The organism is Acinetobacter sp. 826659 (genome assembly GCF_000588515.1).
Lineage (GTDB): Bacteria > Pseudomonadota > Gammaproteobacteria > Pseudomonadales > Moraxellaceae > Acinetobacter > Acinetobacter pittii.
On record NZ_JFYD01000002.1, the window covers coordinates 1 to 19297 of the forward strand.

A 19297-nucleotide genomic window follows, 5' to 3' on the forward strand; every position below is an offset into this window, starting at 1 on the left:
ATTGCTCGTGAGGCTTGACTATACAACACCCAAGCAGTTGTATATGAAGCATCAATCGATTCATAAATATGCAAAGCAACTTGATTTAGTTAAACACTTAGCTAAAATGAACAACGAAAATCAGACCAATCAGCCCATCTGTAAAGATTTGGAAAACGCAACGTATCACACAGTGAATAAAACGAAGCAAGTATCCATAAACAGTTGTGCTGGCGACCATAGCAAGAGTGAACCACCTGATCCCTTCCCGAACTCAGAAGTGAAACCTCTTAGCGCTGATGGTAGTGTGGGGTTACCCATGTGAGAGTAAGTCATCGCCAGCTCATTATTCTAAACACCCCCGTTCCAATGAATGGGGGTGTTTTTTTATGCCTAAAATATATTTGGGGGAATAAATATAAAATAGATAGTAAGCTATGAGTTGAAAACTTTAAATTTAATAGAAAAAAACTATACACTTGAAGAGTAATCAATTAAACAAAATTAAAAGAGGGCTAGCTCCTCCTAATTAACTTTTTATAACAAGATTTCGTGTCTGACTTTATATGAGAACCGTGTTTGATAGAATTAATTTAATAAGATTATTTTTATAATTGGAAAAATCTCTTTTTTCTTCTACAAATTTCAGTTGGATATGTATGACAAATAGAAACTATATGTTATAAATATTGAATAGGCATGATTTTTGCTTGTTTTATGGAAAATGAAATATATGAAATTATCTGTTGGATTGAAAGTAGCGAATTCTCTATCGTTAACACCTCAATTGCAGCAGGCGATTCGTTTGTTACAACTCTCTAGTTTAGAGCTTGAACAGGAAATTCAGATTCAACTAGATAGTAATCCTTTACTTGAAAAAATAGAAGAAGAATCACTAACGGAGAGTCTGGCTGCATTAGAAAATAAAGAATCAGATGACTTAACGACTGAGCTAAATGCAGACCATTTGCCTGATGATTTACCCGTTGATACTGAGTGGGATGATGTTTATACCCATCAATCAACAGCTTTGGCTACTCCAGAATTTGAAGAGCGAGAAGATAATCGCCAAGTTCAATTATCCCTAAAGGAACATATTCTAGAACAAGTTAATCTTTTGCATTTTTCTAAAATAGATCAATTAATTGCTTATTGTATTGTTGATGCATTAGATGATAAGGGATTTTTAGATGCTGAAATTGAAGAAATAATTTTAGCGGCACAACAATTATTGAATGAAATGGATATTGAGGAAGAGATCGAAGAAGATGAGGTTTTAGTTGTTTTAAAACACATTCAACGACTTGATCCTTTAGGGATTGGTTCGCGTAATTTAGCGGAATGTTTAAAGGTACAGCTCGAATTTCTACCAAAAGATGTTGAATATCTAAATGAGGCAAAAAATCTATTACAGTATTATGAGCTTTTGATAGCGAATGATCTTAATAAACTACTCAAACAAACTGGTTTAACGAAAGACCAATTAAAATTTGCAATCAATCTTTTAAAAACGTTAAAACCTTACCCTGGTATGGATTTTGATAAGCAAGAATCTGATTATCAAATTCCCGATGTAGTGGTTTCAAAAAAAGATTTACATTGGCAGGGTCAGCTAAACCCAGATGTACTTCCTAAATTAAGAATTAATTCTTTTTACTCTAGTATGATTCGTAGAGCAGATCAGAGTGAGGATAATTTATATTTACGTAACCAAATGCTTGAGGCGAAAAACTTTATCAAAAGTATTGATGAAAGGCATAAAACGTTATTAAAAGTAGCTTCTTGTATCGTAGAGCATCAAAAAGCTTTTTTGGAAATAGGCCCGGAAGCGATGAAGCCGCTAGTTCTTCGAGACGTGGCAGAAGAAGTCGAATTGCATGAATCTACAGTTTCTCGTGTAACTACAAATAAATATATGCTTACGCCTCGTGGTCTATTTGAGTTGAAATATTTTTTCTCTAGCCATGTAGGAACAACAGCAGGAGGAGAGGCCTCTTCCACCGCAATTCGGGCAATGATTAAGAAACTAGTCGCAAATGAAAATCCACGTAAGCCTTTGTCAGATAATGTAATTGCTACATTGTTAAAGGATGAGGGAATTGAAGTGGCTCGAAGAACGGTCGCAAAATATCGAGAATCGTTACATATTCCTTCATCGTCTGAAAGAAAAGTCTTGATCTGAATTTTGAAGTATGGCTATTCTAGAGATTCATTATGAAGAAATAATGAAATTTCATTTTCACCAAGAGAGTAACTAAAATGGTTTAATTGTTCCAAGTTTTCTTTTTGATAGCATTAAATCGTTTTAGTTCTTCTTTAGATAACCTAAAAAAGGTGAGGGATAGAATTATGCAAATAACGATTCGTGGACATCATTTAGCAATTACACCAGCTATAGAAGAAAATATTAAATCAAAATTTAATCAGTTAACAAAACACTTAGATCAGGTGAATAGTATGCAGATTAAATTAACAAAAGATCATCAAATTGATAAGCGCTCTCATAAAGGTAGTTCGAACCATGTTGCAGAGGCTATTGTAAGATTGCCGGGAATTGAGTTATTTGCTCAGGCAACTGCTGATGATATGTATACTTCAATTAAAAAACTAACTGAAAAATTAAAAAAACAATTATTAAAATATCGGAAAATGCAGTGCACTTATTCGCAAGTTGCTGTTTCTATTTAATAAGTTTTATATAATTGAAAGAGGCTTGAAACATAGCCTCTTTTTTATTGATAAAATATAAACACGTACTGAATTCTTTGAAAAAGTTATAGTAAAATACTTCGTTTTACACCTTAGGTTGTGTCAGAGGTCTTTGCAATGAATAGTGAACAGCTCACTCAAATTTTAAAAGAAGCTTTCCCTGAAGCGGAAGTAGCGGTGAGCGGACAGGCCGGAAAATTTGACCTCCGTATTGTGGATGATCAATTTGACGGTAAGCGTACTGTTGCTCGCCAACAATTAGTTTATGCACCATTAAATACTTATATTGCAAGTGGCGAAGTTCACGCGGTAACAATTCGTGCAATGACCAAAGATGAATGGCGTAAAGCAAGCCTTTTCGGAGCTTAAATATTAATGGATAAATTTTTAATTACGGGTGGTGTTAAGCTCGACGGGGAAGTGCGCATTTCTGGTGCTAAAAATGCAGCTTTACCATTACTTGCTGCAACTATTCTTGCAGACTCTCCAATTACGATCACTAATGTTCCAAATCTTAAAGACGTAAATACTTTGGTCAAGTTGATTGGTGGTTTAGGGGTTACAATCGGCTATGAAAATGACACAGTAAAAGCTGATACCTCTACTTTAGATAATCAGTTTGCTCCATATGAACTAGTAAAAACAATGCGCGCCTCAATTTTGGTTTTAGGACCATTATTAGCGCGTTACGGTAATGCGAAAGTTTCTTTACCAGGTGGTTGTGCAATTGGATCACGTCCAGTTGATCAGCATTTAAAAGCCTTAGAAGCTTTAGGTGCACATATTGAAGTTGAAAATGGTTATGTCCATGCTTCAGTTGAAGGTCGTTTAAAAGGCGGCGAAGTTGTTTTTGATATGGTTACCGTAGGTGGTACTGAAAACATCTTGATGGCTGCTGCACTGGCTGATGGTGTTACGACTATTCGTAATGCAGCTCGTGAGCCTGAGATCACTGACCTTGCTCAAATGCTCATTAAAATGGGCGCTAAGATTGAAGGACTTGATACTGATACTCTTGTTGTAACTGGAGTAGAAAGTTTGCATGGCTGTGAATATGCTGTGGTAGCTGATCGTATCGAAACGGGATCTTATTTGGCAGCTGCGGCAATTACGGGCGGTCGTGTCAAAACTACACATACCGACCCTGCATTACTTGAATCTGTTTTGGATAAGTTTGAAGAAATGGGTGCCGAAGTCACTCGTGGTGATGACTGGATCGAGCTTGATATGTTAGGCAAACGCCCTAAAGCTGTAAGTTTTAGAACTTTGCCACATCCAGAGTTTCCAACAGATATGCAAGCTCAGCTTATGGCTGTAAATGCTATTGGTCGTGGATTTGCAACTATCTCTGAAACGATTTTTGAAAATCGTTTTATGCATGTTCCTGAATTGTCACGCATGGGTGCTAATATTCAGGTTGAAGGTCATGATGCTGTCGTGACTGGAGTAGAAACTTTACAGGCTGCACCTGTAATGGCAACAGATTTGCGTGCTTCGTTCTCTCTAGTTTTGGCAGCTTTAGTGGCAGAAGGAGATACCTTAATTGACCGTATCTACCATATTGACCGTGGTTATGAGCATGTCGAAGAGAAACTTCAAGGTTTAGGTGCCAAAATTAAGCGAGTAAGTTAATGAATGATGTAAGAAACGATGATCCTAATTTTGATGTGATGGGCAATTTTGATCATGGTTTGACCTTGGCACTCAGTAAAGGACGTATCTTAAAAGAGACGTTACCTTTACTAGCTACAGCGGGTATTAATTTGCTCGAAGATCCGGAAAAGTCCCGCAAACTGATTTTTCCTACTACGCATAAGCAAGTACGTATTTTGATTTTACGTGCATCTGATGTGCCTACCTATGTAGAAAATGGCGCAGCAGATTTAGGTGTAGCAGGCAAAGATGTGTTGATGGAACATGGCGCTCAGCATGTATATGAGCTACTTGACCTGAAAATCGCTAAGTGTAAATTAATGACTGCTGGTAAAGTGGGAATGGAACGTCCAAAAGGCCGTTTAAAAATTGCCACGAAATACGTCAATCTTACACGTCAGTATTATGCAAGCTTAGGTGAGCAAGTCGATGTGATCAAACTCTATGGTTCTATGGAGTTAGCGCCTTTGGTGGGTTTGGGTGATTACATTGTCGATGTGGTCGACACTGGTAATACGCTAAGAGCGAATGGTCTTGAGCCATTAGAGGAAATTTGCAAAGTTTCTTCACGTTTAATTGTAAATAAAGCTAGTTTTAAACGTAAGCAAACTCTATTAAATCCAATCATTTCACAGCTTGAGCAAGCCGTTCAATCACGTTAAAAGCAATTTCCCATCATGCTTTTGTGATAGTTGCTTCAGATGATGCCCACAAGCGCTTAGAAAAAGAGTAAACTTGGTTTTTCTTTTTCGCCTTGTGGGTAAATTGATGCGACGTTTATCGACTCAAGATCAGAACTTCAAACAGGTTTTTGCTGAGCTTTTAGCATTTGAAACTGTAAATGATCTTAATTTAGTGCAAACAGTAGATCAAATTATTGCTGATGTTCGTCAGCATGGTGATGATCATGTTTTAAGGCTTACTCAACAGTTCGATCGACATCCTGCGCATCAATTTTCAGATTTAGAATTATCTCAACAACAACTTAAAACTGCTTTTGATAATTTAAGCCCAGAAATTCGTGATGCTCTAGAGTTAGCTGCAAAGCGTATTCGTTCATTTCATGAAGCTCAGAAACAAGAGAGCTGGACTTATATAGATGATTTGGGTAATACATTAGGACAAAAAGTCACACCTCTAGACCGTGTGGGTATTTATGTACCAGGTGGTTTAGCCTCTTATCCGTCTTCAGTTTTAATGAATGCAGTGCCAGCCCATGTTGCTGGTGTACCTGAAATTATTATGGTTGTTCCTGCACCAAACGGTGAACTAAATCCATTGGTTCTAGCTGCGGCTTACCTTGCAGGAGTGAGTCGAGTATTCACTATTGGGGGAGCTCAAGCTGTAGCAGCGCTTGCTTATGGTACTCAGACTATTCCACCTGTAGATAAAATTACTGGCCCTGGAAATCGTTTTGTGGCGGCTGCCAAACGCGCTGTATTCGGTCAGGTTGGTATTGATATGATTGCTGGACCTTCTGAAATTTTAGTATATGCAGAAGGTGAAAATAATGCAGATTGGTTAGCTATGGATGTTTTATCTCAGGCTGAACATGACACAGTTGCTCAAGCTATTTTCATTACTCCTGATGAAGCTTTGCTTAATGCGGTAGAGTTGGCAATTGAAAACCATTTAAATGAATTGCCAAAGGCAGACATTGCGAGAACTTCGATTGAAAACCGTGGTGCTTTGGTATTAGTAAAGGACCGTGCAGAAGCAATTGATTTGATTAATCAAGTTGCACCAGAACATTTGGAACTTTGCTTAGATGATGCCGAGGCTATGAGTGAAGATATTCGCCATGCTGGAGCAATTTTCATGGGGCGCTATACACCTGAAGCAATTGGTGACTATTGTGCAGGTCCAAACCATGTATTACCGACCTCTGGAACTGCTCGTTTTTCTTCTCCATTAGGTGTTTATGATTTCCAAAAACGTTCGAGCTTAATCATGTGTTCGAAAGATGGAGTCAAATCGTTAGCCAAAACAGCCGACATCTTAGCTGTCCAAGAGAACTTAGATGCCCATGCATGCTCAGCTCGCTATCGTTATCAATAAGCTTATAAACCTTGTAGTTTTTTAATTATTACTCAGGGCTGATTTTCAGCCCTTTTTTGAGATAAGACCATGACTTTATCTACAGCACAAATGCGCTTTTGGAGTCCAGAAGTTCGTGAGTTAGAGCCGTACGTTCCTGGCGAACAGCCTAAAATTCAGAATTTATTGAAACTCAACACAAATGAAAATCCATATCCGCCATCACCAAAAGTAGTTGAAGCAGTTCAAGCTGTTTTAACTCATCAAGCTGATGCATTGCGTTTATATCCAGACCCAGATGCTACGGCATTAAAACATGCGATTGCTAAGCAACAAAATATTGAAGTTTCGCAAGTTTTTGTTGGTAATGGCTCAGATGAAGTACTTGCTCATATTTTTAAAGCATTTTTTCTTCAAGATGAACCAATTCTTTATCCAGATATCACTTATAGCTTTTATCCAGTTTATAGTCAGTTTTTTGGTACAAAGACTAAAGAAATCCCACTCAATGATAATTTTGAGATAGAAGTTAAAGATTATGTGCAACCAAATGGTGGGGTTATTATTACAAACCCTAATGCTCCAACAAGTATTGCACTAGGTTTACCAGAAATCGAACAAATTTTAAAAGCGAATCCAGATCGGGTGGTTGTCATTGATGAGGCTTATGTTGATTTCGGTGCAGAATCAGCAGTGAGTTTAGTAAATCGCTATGAGAATCTGGTTGTGTGTCAAACAACTTCAAAATCTCGCTCTCTTGCAGGTTTACGCGTTGGCTTCGCGATTGCTCAGTCTCATTTAATTGCTGCACTTGAAGCTGTCAAAAATAGTTTTAACTCATATCCTATTGATCGCTTTGCAATTGCAGCAGCGGTAGCCTCTTTTGAAGATCAAACTTATTTTGAAGAACAATGTCAAAAAGTTATTTCTAGTCGTGAAAAGCTAGTAGATGAATTAACTGCTTTGGGCTTTAAAGTTTTACCTTCTAAAGCAAACTTTATTTTTGCTTCACCTCCGTCGCATGATGCAGGTCAGCTTGCACAGCAATTACGTGAGCAGGGCATTATTGTGCGCTATTTTAATAAGCCTCGTATTAATCAATTCTTGCGAATTACTGTAGGAACTGATGAGCAAAATGAGCGTTTAGTACAGACATTAAAAGAAGATATTCTCTAAATTTTACTCTGCTGTGCTGTTCATCAAGTTCAGCATAGCAGAGACTTTATCAAGACTTTCTTGATATTCTGCTTCTGCATTTGATGCAATTGTAATACCACCACCTGCCCATAAAGAAAGCTGATTCTGATATTGTTGAAAACTACGGATGAGAATATTCCAGCGTCCTGTTCCATCAAAATTGAAATAGCCCAATGTGCCGCAATATGCACCTCTTGCTGATTCCTCTAACTCTTCAATGATCTGCATTGCCCGAATTTTGGGAGCTCCTGTGATTGAACCTCCTGGTAAGGCTGAAAGCAACATTTGCATAGGATTGATATCATCTTTAAGGGTCGCAACGATCTCGCTTACCATGTGATGTACTTGATTAAAACTTTCAATTTCGAATAATTTTGTTGTTTTTACAGATCCTGTATTGGCATAAATGCTCAAATCATTACGTAATAAATCGACAATCATCACATTTTCTGCTTGGTCTTTTTGAGAGTTTTTTAAGGTTTGTTTAGAAATAAAATCTTTTTCTGCATTCTCATAGCGAGGCATTGTGCCTTTAATAGGTCTAGTTTTGATTTGTTTATTTTGATTGAATTCGATGAAAAGCTCGGGAGAGCAACTTAATAATTCAAAATCATCTAATTTTAAATAACCTGCATATGGAGCATTTGTAAGTTGCCATAGATCTTCAGCTTTATTTAATAAGGATCCTGAAAATTTAGCTTTAAACTCTTGGGTTAAATTAATTTGATAGCAGTCGCCAGCTTTAATGTACTCTTGTATTTTATAGAAAGCATCGAAATATTGTTTTTTAGACCATCTTGGTTGAATAGTAGTTTTTAATTCAAATGTATTTTTAGAGTTGTTGGAGCCATAATTCTCTATTTTATTTTCAATATATGAGAATAGATCAATTGCATTTTCTTCATCACTAAAAAAGTACCAGTCATTATCTATATATTTTAAAAAAGATCGATATTGGCCTAGGAATAGAGACGGTTGTATATGATTTTGCCCATTAATAAATTGATGTGCACTGAAATCATAGCTGATAAAGCCAATATAACCACCTATAAAACTTGTTGTTGATTTAATATCTTTACTTAAATTGTTTTCTTTAAATTGAATGAAATTTAAAAGTTGATTTGATTTTGATCTATTTTTATATTCGTTGAAATTTTGGCGCTCAAACTCTAAATAATTTTCATTTTGAATAATAATATAATCTTGTGGAAGAAATCCAATAGTTGGGTTGTTATTGTCATTTAAATAAATAAGCCCAGTTAAACCATCTAATTTTTTTAAAATATCGGCAGCATTTTTACTATATAAAGAGATTTTTTTCTTTAACTGAGACATTTTTAAATAAAAGAGTGTTTAATGAGAGAGTAGTTAGTTTACTATAAGTTGTACTTCATCAGGAGAAAGTCTTTTAAGTACTAAACTTTTTGCTGATAAAATGAACGAAATTTTCGACTTAGAATTTATTGTTTTTAGCAAGGTTTGTGTAGAAAAACTTGAGTGTACCGTTTATCGGGTAGTTGGCAAAAAATGCACAACACTAGTTGAACAAAAATTAACGTAGATGTAATTTAGTAATTGCTAAGCAAAACTACTCAAGGATTGGAAGTTTCGGTTGCCATATAAAGAAAAATGCAATTTGAGACAATGAGAGTGGTTAAGTCAAAAAATAAATGCTCTTGGGAGAGTGCTCAATGAAAATGTTTACTAAACTTGCTTTAGTTTCTTCTTTAGCTATCAGCGCAAATGCAATGGCAATGCAGTCAATGGACGATGCTGCGCTTAGTGCTGCTACTGGTCAAGATGGTATTAACATCGGCATCGCTTTAAGTTCTACCGGTGTTTCTATCGATAAATTATATCTACACGATAATGATGGTTTGGCTTCATCAACAGGTATTACTGGCGCTTCAGGTACTGCAGGTGCACTTGCAATTAGTGGCGTTACTCTTAAGCAATCAGGTACAGGTAATCTTTTAGATTTAGCAATTGATACAAATGGTGCTTCGGGCTCAAATGGTGCTTTCTTAAACGTAGCCGCAACAGTAGGTGCTGTTGATATTCATGTTGGTTCAATTGGTGTTGGTACTTCGGGTACTTTGAATGAAACTACTGCTGTACGTGGTATTACAGAAACAGCTCCGACTGAAATTATCTCTGGTTTAGATTTATCTTTAGGTCAGATTTCAGCGAATGTTCAATTAGGCGCTACTCCACAAGGTGCAATGATCAAAGTAAATTCAAGCTTAAAAGGTGGTTTAACACTATCTAACTTTGGTATTAATGATGCTGCTGGCGGCGGTAAAATTGTCCTAGACAAAGTGATGGTACGTGGTGCTGGTAATACTACTGGTGATTTAGACGTGAATGCAGATATTTCTGTAGTACCAACTGGCTTAAAAATCCAAAATAATAGTGCTCAAGGCATGAATGTCTATGCACAAGGCGTGCATTTAGGCGCGGCTAATAATGCATCAATTGGTGACTTAGAAATTCAAGGTTTAAATGTAGGTACTTCTACAATTACAATTTCAGGCCACTAATTTTAAAATATCAATAAAAAAAGCGCGTTTAATACGCGCTTTTTTAATAATATTTTTATAAAAATTAATAAAATTATTATATATATTCAATATATTAAAGATACTAATACTTAAAAATGAGATTTATTTAACAGTTTAATTAAAGTAGAACTATACATTCATCAAAAAGATTAAAAAAAAGCTGTTTTTTACAGAAAAAAAAGGTATCTTCAACACACAGGGATGTAGAGCTATTGCTCTAAGAATAAAATGAATAAGGCCGGTTAGGCCACCATTTAGACCAAGTGCTTATGTTAGAGATAGTTTTAGGCTCAGCATTGATGTATTACTTTGCGACAGAAGCCTTCGAAATAGAAAAAAAGCCGCCGGGAACTGTTTATTATACAGAGACTGCCGATTCACGTAATTTATCATTTCATCGAAATCATATTGAACCAGTCACAATCAACCCTGCCGTAGAAGATCAATTTCGCGGTATCGTTCGTCAAGCATATGACTATAGTTGTGGTTCAGCTGCACTTACAACTTTGTTGAATGGTTATGTAGGTACAAGCTTAACTGAACAACAAACAATGAGTGGTTTACTTCAGTATGGTGAGTATCAACGAATTATTGAACGCCGTAGCTTTTCACTACTTGATATGAAGCGTTTCGTAACCGCTATTGGTTTAGATAGTGGGGGCTATCGTGGGGAGTTCTCTGACTTAATTAAACTTGGTCAGCCAGCAATTGTTCCTATTTCTTATGCTGGTTTTAAACATTTTGTCGTATATAAAGCTTATAAAGATGGACGAGTGTATGTAGCTGATCCTGCATTAGGAAATATCAGCTTTGATGAAAATCGTTTTAAAGATGTTTGGGATAATAATACGTTGTTTGTCATTTCGGTTCCTGAATCCCAGCGCAAAGATCTATTAGCCTTAAAAGAAGCTGATATGCGCCACGTAGAAGATGCGACTGTTAACCGCTATGCTTTTGTGGATGTGCAGTATCCAACATTTAATTATGATCGTTTAGCAAATAAAGCTTCTACGATGAGACGTGTTTTAGATATTGATGAAAACTCATCAACTTATAATCAACCAATAGAAACCTATATGCGTCTTTATTATAAACGTAAATAGTTAATTTGAATTCAGTAAAATAAATACATTGGGTGGGAAGAAATATGAAAAATCAATGGATAAAGATGAGTGTGTTGGCCTTAAGTATAAGTGCCATTACAGGGAAAGTTTATGCAAATGACCAAGTCGCACAAACTGAAGCTGAAGCAAAAAACACCGCAGTTGTTTCTGACGCGGGTACAGAATCAGTAGTAACATCGGCAACAGATTCAGTTCAAGAAGCGAGTACAACTCAAGCCACAGACGTTGTAACTACTGAACCTGCTCCTGTTAATTCAGCAAATACAGGAGCTAATCAAGCTGCAACTGCACTGCAGAAAAAAGAGGGTGATGCAACTCAAGAGACGAATTTGCAAGAAGTATTTACTTCAAATGAACGCCAATATTCGTTAATTAAAAAAGGAGTCATCTCTTCTTATTATGACCTTGATTATACTTATTATCGTGATACACGAATTGATGCAGCGCTAGATAGTAGTTCTACACGTTTAAATAGATTAAGAATTGAAGAGGATGCAAACCATACGTTAACAAATAGTTTTACTGTTCAGTATGGTTTATTAGATAACTTAACTTTCTCAGCAACTCTTCCTTTTGTCGCAAAATCTGAAATTATTAAAGATAAGACAACAGCTGGATTGGGTGATATTTCTTTAGGAGCCCGTTGGGAGCCATTCCCTTTAAAGCAAGGACGTTTACCATTAGTTCTTTTTGGTAGTCTCTCAACAAAAACGGGTGATAGTCCATATGAAATAGGCTTGGATGAACTTTCTACTGGTAAAGGTTATTACTCTGTTGGGGTGGGAGCGAGTACTCGAAAATATATTGATCCCGTCGTTCTTTTTGCTTCAGTTTCTGCCAATTATGGTTTTAAAGAAACAGGTTTAAATCAAGCCAGAGGTGGGGGTAATGATGAAAATGGACAACGTATTTTAACTAGCTTTGACCCTGGAATTAGCGGAGGATTTTCATTCGGTTTCGCTTATTCGTTTAATTATGATGTGTCATTAACCATGTCATATCAACAAAGCTTTAACATGGATGCTGAGTTTGAATTTAATAATGGAGACGAATCGTATCAGTCACCAGACCAAAGTAGCGCAATGTTATCTTTTGCTTTAGGAGTACGTGTATCTCCTGAAACAATTGTTAATGGGACAGTAGGTATTGGTTTAACCGAAGATGCACCGGATATTTCTCTTGGTTTATCTTTCCCGTTAGATATTTTAGGTTTTGGCAAAAAGCAAAAATAAGGAGATAGGCAGGTGAAATACCCTAAACTATGTCCTTTAACAGCGGCAATTGTGCTCTCTGGTTTCTCTAGCTTTGCCAATGCTCAATTAGGACAAAACCTAGCAGTTGATATTCGTTCACTCTCTATGGGAAATGCTGTGACAGCAGATCCCCCAGGGATTAGTGCAGTTCACTTTAACCCAGCAGCTTTAGCTAAAATTGACGGCTTGCAGACAGATGTACAAGGAATTTTAGCAAACTTTGATATTCAGAGAGAGTATTCTGCTCCACCTGGATATAACGTTTTTGGTTATTCAGATGATCCGCTAGTATGTAATGATGGGCCTGAAGTTTCAGCTGGTATATGTACAGATTTTAAAGGACCTGTTCGCGGTGATGTTGAATATGCCAGCATATACGTACCAATTCTTAAAAAAATTGTTGATTTAGGCGAAGGGTATCCATTAGTTGCTCCTACCGCAGGGATTGCTTACAAACCACCAGGTTCAAAAGTGACTTATGCGACAGCAATTTACGCACCCCTAGTAGCTGGTTTCGGGTCAGAAAATGGCAACCCTAGTAACTATATGGGACAACAAGTTGCTGTAGAGCGCATTACCTATTTATCTCCATCTTTTGGTTTCCAAGTCAATGATCATTTGTCAATTGGTGCATCGATTGGCATGTCTTATAATGCGATTGCATTAAATACTGACCTACGTTTCCCTAATGAAATGGTTGGTGTATTGCGTATGGTAGATGAAGTTGTTTGTAGACCTTTTAAGGATAATGATGATATTTTTACTAAATTAATATTATTAGGTATTTGTGATACCCAAGAAGGTCTAAATCCATTTAATAAAATGGGGGCTTTAGATGTTTCATTAGAACAATCTTTAAGTCCTAGTTACAACTTAGGATTACTCTGGGAACCGACCGATGATTTTGGTTTTGGTATGGTTTATCAAAGTGCAGCTAAAATGCGTTTAAAGGGAAAATACTTAATCAATAATGCTAAAGCTCCTCAACAATTATTAGCAGGTATGAACTCCTCTTTAACAGGGCAATTAGCCTCTGCTATTTTAGGTCTACCAGGTTATATTCCTGACGTAGAATCAGGTTTACTTGCTATGGATTTGGAATATCCGGCACATTTTCAAGCAGGTATTAAATACAAGATATTACCAGACTTGCAGATTAACTTTGATGTTGGATGGACAGATTATTCAGCATGGGATAAATTTAAATTTGAGTTTGATCGCCAGATTTCATTACTTAAAGTAGCTAAACTATTATCTAATGATGTCGCCGATAGTTCTTTAGCATTACCATTAAAATTTACCTCACCCTGGAGTTGGGGGGTTGGTTTAGAGTATTCTGCTACAGACCGATTGAAATTACGTGCAGGTTATGAACCTCGGGCAAGTGCTATCCCAAATGATAAGCGTAATATTATGATTCCAATTAATAATGCGCAGTTATTTGGTTTAGGGGTTGGCTATCGGTTTGATACAGATACGGATTTAGACCTTTCAGTCGGTTTTCTCCGTAGTCGCGATAATATCCCTGCCAATACAAGTAGTTTAGGTAATTTGACAGGAGTGAATAATATTTTGTTAAACCCTTATGCGGGTTTAGATATTAAAACAAATACCAAAGTTACAGTACTTGGTTTGAGTTACAGAACAAAATGGTAAAAAAGAATAAAAGGATGTTTCGACCTAAACTTGTTATCTCTGCCTTATGTGTTGGGATAGCAAGTTTTTCAGTGGTTTATGCCGATGGTTTCTATACAATTATTGGTCCAGATGGAAGGCCTATGATTGTACCTAGTAAGGAAATTAACCAAAAAAAACAGTCTATTTCTAAAATTGAAACTCCAACACAAATTTTACCGAATAAGACTATGGTTATTTCTACTCAAAAATTTTCTGAAGAAAATAAAAAAATAGTTTTACCGAAAAATGTAGAACAAAAAGAGCAAAAAAAATTAAATACTGCACCAACTGCACCAACTGCACCAACTGCACCAACTGCACCAACTGCACCTAAAGATACTAAGGAAAGTGCTATAAGTGTTAGCGAATTAAATGTACCTGTGACGAAACCTAAATCTATTGAAAAAGAAAAATTCCAATCAGTTCCTAATGATGAATGGAAAAAAAAGCTTGTTCCACCACCAGTAAGAAGTTCTTCCCAAGCCCCATCCTCGTTAGAGTCTTTAAAAGATAAGGCTAAGTTTACAACTATTGATGGTGTGGAATACGTAAATAATGAATATCTTGAAGATCAAGAGTTTAATATCGAAGGTAAAAAGCGATTTTATATTATGCCAGATGGACTAGGACGAACTGAATCAGTAGAGAGGAAAAAAGGGGTAAGTCGTTCGACTCTAGATCAGCTTTTTAATAGACATACTCAAGATGATCAATCTGCGGTTGTATTATCTCCAACATATATGCGTTTATCTCCACAAGATTTAGAGTCAGCTTTTGAGCGAGATAAGTGTTTTATTGAAGGTTACACTAAGTCAATTAAAACACTCAGTATAAATAAAGAAGTAAATTTGTGGCCTCGTAAGCCATTAAAAGAAAAATTTGAATATGAGGTAGTCCAATTAAATCCTTCGATTCAGCATTTAAAATTTACTTCATTTGCTGCTAGTAACGAGAAACCTGTGTATTACTGGCCTTTAGTCGTGTTTTTAAATGATAAAGGTTGTATTTTAGAAGGAGTTAGTGGATTTAAGAGTAAATCATATCCTTCTACTATATTACAACACTCGTCGATTCAAGGGGTTTTAAAAATTCCCCCTTCAGCAAAATATATAATGATGACACCATTATCCTCTGCTGTTGATGTAGAGGAAAAAGATTTAACAAATCAGGGACAAGTTCAAATTTCGGTATTACGTTAAAAATAAGTAGGATAGCTAATGAATAAAAAAATTTTATGGCCTTTCGCTCTAACTACACTGGTTATTATATTAAATGGCTGTGGAGGTGGTAGTTCAAATATTAATGAAAACCCGAATGCAGGCAATAGTGGTGGTCCTTTGACTTCTGGTAGTTGTAAGCCATCTGTAAGTAACACAGATAATAGAGATTTTACTTGCCTAGAGTTTGCATTAGATTACCCAATTGAAGGTATAAATTTTGATTGTAGTAGTGCTCCAGGTCAACATTTTGCAACTAAACTTTCGCAAAATGCAGTAATTGGTTCTTGTAAAACGGGTGATACAGCTCGTTTTTATCTTCAAGGCAAAGATAGTAAGCAAATTTTCTTGGGAAATGTGAAGTTAGACACGATTGGAAAATATACAGTGGTTGGTAATAACGGGACCACACAGATGTCTAGGCCAGTATATTTAAGACTATTAGACTTAGCTACAGGAATTACAGGAAAAACACCAGTAGCATTAGATAAAAATGATGAAACTATTAAAGTGGCAATGGCTTTAATTAAAATCTTTCAAAGTATTGGTGTGGAAAATAACGATAATCTAATTGGAGATATACAACCAACAAATGTTACAGATGAGAAAAAAGCTCAGCTTACGAAGCTCTCTCAGAGTATAACAGCAGCAGATTTTCAAAGTGGGGCTTATGTAAGTATTCTTAAGCCTTGGTTAGATGTAAGCCAAATTTCTGATGATGACGCATATAGACTAGTAGTACAGACGACAAATTTAAGTAATGCGGGAGTATTAGAAGGATTTGACCTTGCTATACTTAGAGCTTTTAGAGGATGTAACAGTACTATAAAAGACTGTGAAAGTGAGTCAACTACTTTACGTCGAGCAGCTAATTCAATGTATTTAATATCTGATCGACAAGGTTATAGTTTGGGATATGGGTTGCAATGGAAAGGCAGCAATGTGAAATACGCTGCTGCACTTTTAGAAAAAGAAAAACCTATTAAAATGACCGCTAATGCACAAAAAAATTGGATTGATCCGATTAGTCGAGAGATACAACCTAATACTCCGCTTAGTTTAAGTATATCCGATGACATAAATGAAGATTTACAGATCTACCAAGGGAAGTTTATTAATAATTATGCTGTAGCTGGAACAGAAACTTTTTATAAAGGTTTAACACAATTAAGTACAGGAAACCCAAAACATTACGGATTATGGCGTCAAAGTGTTGGTGGTGAAACTTATAATGGCGTATTAGACATAGTTAAAGAATATCCTATTAGCTATTTAGAAAAAAGCGTTTTTAAAACTGCGAGAAATGTTAAAGCTGGCGAGAATTATATTTTTCCATTAAATGCGACTTTAACATTCAACTTTGCAACATCAGGGATACAACCTGTAAGTTTAGGTATTGTGATCGATGAAAATGGCGATATTAGAACAGATATAAAGCCGAATGCTACTCCCACTGACATGTCGGGACAATGTGCTACTGTATCTGATGCGACTTTAATTGATAGCAATGGTATTCGACAATATCGTATTGGTACGACTGCTGCTACATTAGATCTGCCTACACAAAATGACCAATCTATTTTTATTCGTATGATTTTATCAAATCCAAAATTTGCAAATATTAATGGTGCTATGGTAGGTGTGACATTTACGTTACCATCTGCTGGTACAGCGAAATTAAATCTCTTTAATCTATTAGCAAATAAAGTGGACGATAATAGTATTAATTTAAATAATGGTGCAAAAGAGTTAGCAAGTTGGTTTAATGAGCATGCATTTGCACAAAATAGATATAATAACGTTACAAAATTAACCCCAACTGAGGACGAGAAAGCATTAGCAAAACGTATTGCAGGAACAGTAACTATTAAACTTGCTGATCAGTCTATTCCAGCTTGTAAGGCAATTAAAACTAAGTCATAAAATATTAAACAGAATAAAAAAAGACCGCGAAAGCGGTCTTTTTTATTATCTAACTGATTAACCTGTATGGTCTAAACGAGTACCCAAAGTTTCAAGATGTGTTGGAAAAACTTGTTTCTTACGATCTTCAAAATAATGTCTTAAAGTGTGTTCAACACTAGGGAAGGCTAGTTCTGCCCATGGAATTTCATGTTCTTCAAACAGACGACTTTCGATACTTTCTTCACCTGCACCAAAAATTCCATCTTTCAGCTGTGCTTTGAACAGTACATAAATTTGACCAATACGCGGAATATTGTACATACAATACAGTTGTTCTATTTCTATCTCGGCTTCTGCTTCTTCTCGAGTTTCGCGTGCTGCACCTTGCTCCATGGTTTCGAACAATTCCATATAGCCAGCAGGCAAAGTCCATAAACCATAACGAGGTTCAATCGCACGACGACAGAGTAATACTTTGTCTTCCCATAACGCTAAGGCACCGCAGATTACTTTGGGGTTTTCATAATGAATATTTCCACAATGAGTACAAACACGGCGTACTTTATGATCACCTAAAGGAATTTTTTGTTCGGTTTTATGCCCACACGCTACACAGAAACTCATAATTATCATCGAGTATAGAGATGCCTCAGCATAACTGAATTTTTAGACTTACGCATCAACTCTATTCCCTAACTTTGATTTTCAGATATGATGCAAAGAGAGACAAAATAATAGGTGAATGGTATGGAAGAGCACTTGCTAACACAAAAGTTACAGCAAAGATTGCGCTTTTCCACCCGCATACAAGAAGCACAAGCTGCAGTACTCATTGCCATTACGAATGAGAATGATCCTAAGGTACTGCTTACACGCCGTTCAATACATATGAACAACCATGCGGGGGAAGTCTCTTTTCCTGGGGGAAAGCGTGATCCTAGTGATACCAGTAATATTGTTGTAGCGTTGAGAGAAGCTCAAGAAGAGACAGCTTTAAATCCGTTTGATGTACAGTTGTTAGGTGATTTGCCGATGCAGCGTGCAAGAAGCGGTTTGTCTGTAAAGCCGATCGTTGGACTTATTCCTCCAGAGGTGACTTTAATACCTCAGCCTACCGAAATTGATCGAATTTTCTTTGTTCCGTTACAGCAACTGATCGAGACGCGTCCGACACCCTATGAAGTTCGATATGCTCATCAGTCTTTATATTTCCCAAGCTTACAGATTGATAATGAAATTATTTGGGGGTTAACTGCTCGTATGTTAGTTGCTCTGTTTAAATATGGACTAGGTTATCAAAAAGATTGGCCATTTTTACTCAACTCACCAACCTTTGGAATGCCAAAGTTTTCTCATAAAAAATAAAGATCAGGATTGATAAATTATGATGTATAGCTATCAAGGACAGCACCCAAAAGCCTTACATGAGCCATGGGATGGTTGGGTTGCTCCAACAGCAACGCTGATTGGGCAAGTGGAATTAGGCCGTCAGGTCAGTATTTGGTTTGGAGCGGTAGTTCGTGCCGATAACTGTGTAGTTCGAATTGGTGATTTCTCTAATATTCAGGAAAATTCTGTACTACATACCGATGCGGGCCTTGAGTTGAACATTGGTGAATATGTCACAGTCGGTCATAAAGTCATGCTGCATGGTTGTACGATTGGTGATAATAGTTTGATTGGTATGAACGCCGTAATTTTAAATCGGGCTGTGATTGGTAAAAATTGTATTATCGGTGCTAATGCTTTAATTCCTGAAGGGAAGGTGATTCCAGATAACTCTGTGGTGATGGGTTCACCAGGCAAAATTATCAAAACTTTAGATGAAGATGGGGCAGCGAAAATACGTTTGAGCGCATTACATTATGCTGAACACTTTAAGAGCTATGCAGATTTAAAAGAGTTTCACTTTTAAAATCTTTTAATAAGTTATTTTCTATGCCAAGCACAAGCTTGGCATTTTTATTTAGCAAGAGAACAACTCG

At 36.5% G+C, this 19297-nt stretch carries 17 protein-coding genes and 1 rRNA gene; 16 read left to right on the plus strand and 2 right to left on the minus strand.

What is annotated here, in order from left to right:
• Positions 1-208 precede the first annotated feature (208 nt).
• The 8 genes from rrf (at position 209) to hisC (ending at position 7554) form a co-directional block, all read left to right on the plus strand.
• Positions 209-323, plus strand: a 5S ribosomal RNA gene (gene rrf / locus J663_RS04475).
• Between the two features lie 389 nt (positions 324-712).
• Positions 713-2161: an RNA polymerase factor sigma-54 gene (locus tag J663_RS04480; RefSeq protein ID WP_032070537.1), complete on the plus strand. Its 1449-nt coding sequence runs from the start codon at positions 713-715 to the stop codon at positions 2159-2161.
• A 167-nt stretch (positions 2162-2328) separates the two neighbouring features.
• Positions 2329-2667: a ribosome hibernation-promoting factor, HPF/YfiA family gene (gene hpf / locus J663_RS04485; RefSeq protein WP_005071251.1), complete on the plus strand. Its 339-nt coding sequence runs from the start codon at positions 2329-2331 to the stop codon at positions 2665-2667.
• A 138-nt stretch (positions 2668-2805) separates the two neighbouring features.
• Entirely contained in the window at positions 2806-3057 is a 252-nt protein-coding gene (ibaG, locus tag J663_RS04490) for a BolA family iron metabolism protein IbaG (protein ID WP_002115399.1), read from the plus strand.
• Positions 3058-3063: 6 nt separating this feature from the next.
• Entirely contained in the window at positions 3064-4320 is a 1257-nt protein-coding gene (gene murA / locus J663_RS04495) for a UDP-N-acetylglucosamine 1-carboxyvinyltransferase (protein ID WP_002115380.1), read from the plus strand.
• On the plus strand, positions 4320-5003 hold the full coding sequence (hisG, locus tag J663_RS04500) for an ATP phosphoribosyltransferase (protein ID WP_005071248.1): 684 nt from the start codon (positions 4320-4322) through the stop codon (positions 5001-5003). Before murA ends, hisG begins: the two co-directional genes overlap by 1 nt.
• Positions 5004-5109: 106 nt before the next feature.
• Positions 5110-6399: a histidinol dehydrogenase gene (gene hisD, locus J663_RS04505; RefSeq protein ID WP_033848119.1), complete on the plus strand. Its 1290-nt coding sequence runs from the start codon at positions 5110-5112 to the stop codon at positions 6397-6399.
• A gap of 69 nt (positions 6400-6468) precedes the next feature.
• Positions 6469-7554 carry a histidinol-phosphate transaminase gene (gene hisC / locus J663_RS04510; RefSeq protein ID WP_033848122.1) on the plus strand — a complete coding sequence of 362 codons (1086 nt, stop codon included), beginning with the start codon at positions 6469-6471 and terminating at the stop codon, positions 7552-7554.
• Between the two features lie 3 nt (positions 7555-7557).
• Here the strand turns inward: hisC and J663_RS04515 are convergent, their stop codons facing one another.
• Positions 7558-8910 carry an anthranilate synthase component I family protein gene (locus J663_RS04515; protein WP_033848124.1) on the minus strand — a complete coding sequence of 451 codons (1353 nt, stop codon included), beginning with the start codon at positions 8908-8910 and terminating at the stop codon, positions 7558-7560.
• A gap of 356 nt (positions 8911-9266) precedes the next feature.
• Here J663_RS04515 and J663_RS04520 point away from each other — a divergent pair, with 356 nt between their 5' ends.
• From J663_RS04520 to J663_RS04545, 6 genes are all read left to right on the plus strand, one after another.
• Positions 9267-10115, plus strand: coding sequence for a DUF6160 family protein (locus J663_RS04520; protein ID WP_033848126.1), 849 nt, complete (start codon positions 9267-9269; stop codon positions 10113-10115).
• Positions 10116-10405: 290 nt separating this feature from the next.
• Positions 10406-11239, plus strand: coding sequence for a C39 family peptidase (locus tag J663_RS04525; protein WP_033848128.1), 834 nt, complete (start codon positions 10406-10408; stop codon positions 11237-11239).
• Positions 11240-11283: 44 nt separating this feature from the next.
• Positions 11284-12492, plus strand: coding sequence for a transporter (locus tag J663_RS04530; protein WP_068972711.1), 1209 nt, complete (start codon positions 11284-11286; stop codon positions 12490-12492).
• Positions 12493-12504: 12 nt separating this feature from the next.
• Positions 12505-14169, plus strand: a complete 1665-nt coding sequence (locus J663_RS04535) for an OmpP1/FadL family transporter (RefSeq protein ID WP_033848131.1) — start codon at positions 12505-12507, stop codon at positions 14167-14169.
• On the plus strand, positions 14163-15389 hold the full coding sequence (gene filE, locus J663_RS04540; RefSeq protein ID WP_033848132.1) for a putative pilus assembly protein FilE: 1227 nt from the start codon (positions 14163-14165) through the stop codon (positions 15387-15389). The genes J663_RS04535 and filE overlap by 7 nt, the downstream gene beginning before the upstream one ends.
• An 18-nt stretch (positions 15390-15407) precedes the next feature.
• Positions 15408-17330 (plus strand): hypothetical protein, encoded by a 1923-nt coding sequence (locus J663_RS04545; RefSeq protein ID WP_033848134.1) that lies wholly within the window; start codon positions 15408-15410, stop codon positions 17328-17330.
• 57 nt (positions 17331-17387) lie between these two features.
• Here J663_RS04545 and J663_RS04550 read toward each other — a convergent pair whose 3' ends face one another.
• A complete protein-coding gene (locus tag J663_RS04550; protein WP_014208430.1) occupies positions 17388-17936 on the minus strand; it encodes an NUDIX hydrolase in 549 nt (182 codons plus the stop codon).
• A 114-nt stretch (positions 17937-18050) separates the two neighbouring features.
• Here J663_RS04550 and J663_RS04555 point away from each other — a divergent pair, with 114 nt between their 5' ends.
• Both J663_RS04555 and J663_RS04560 read left to right on the plus strand, forming a co-directional pair.
• On the plus strand, positions 18051-18677 hold the full coding sequence (locus tag J663_RS04555) for a CoA pyrophosphatase (RefSeq protein ID WP_014208431.1): 627 nt from the start codon (positions 18051-18053) through the stop codon (positions 18675-18677).
• A 22-nt stretch (positions 18678-18699) separates the two neighbouring features.
• Positions 18700-19227: a gamma carbonic anhydrase family protein gene (locus tag J663_RS04560; RefSeq protein WP_081404643.1), complete on the plus strand. Its 528-nt coding sequence runs from the start codon at positions 18700-18702 to the stop codon at positions 19225-19227.
• Positions 19228-19297 lie beyond the last annotated feature (70 nt).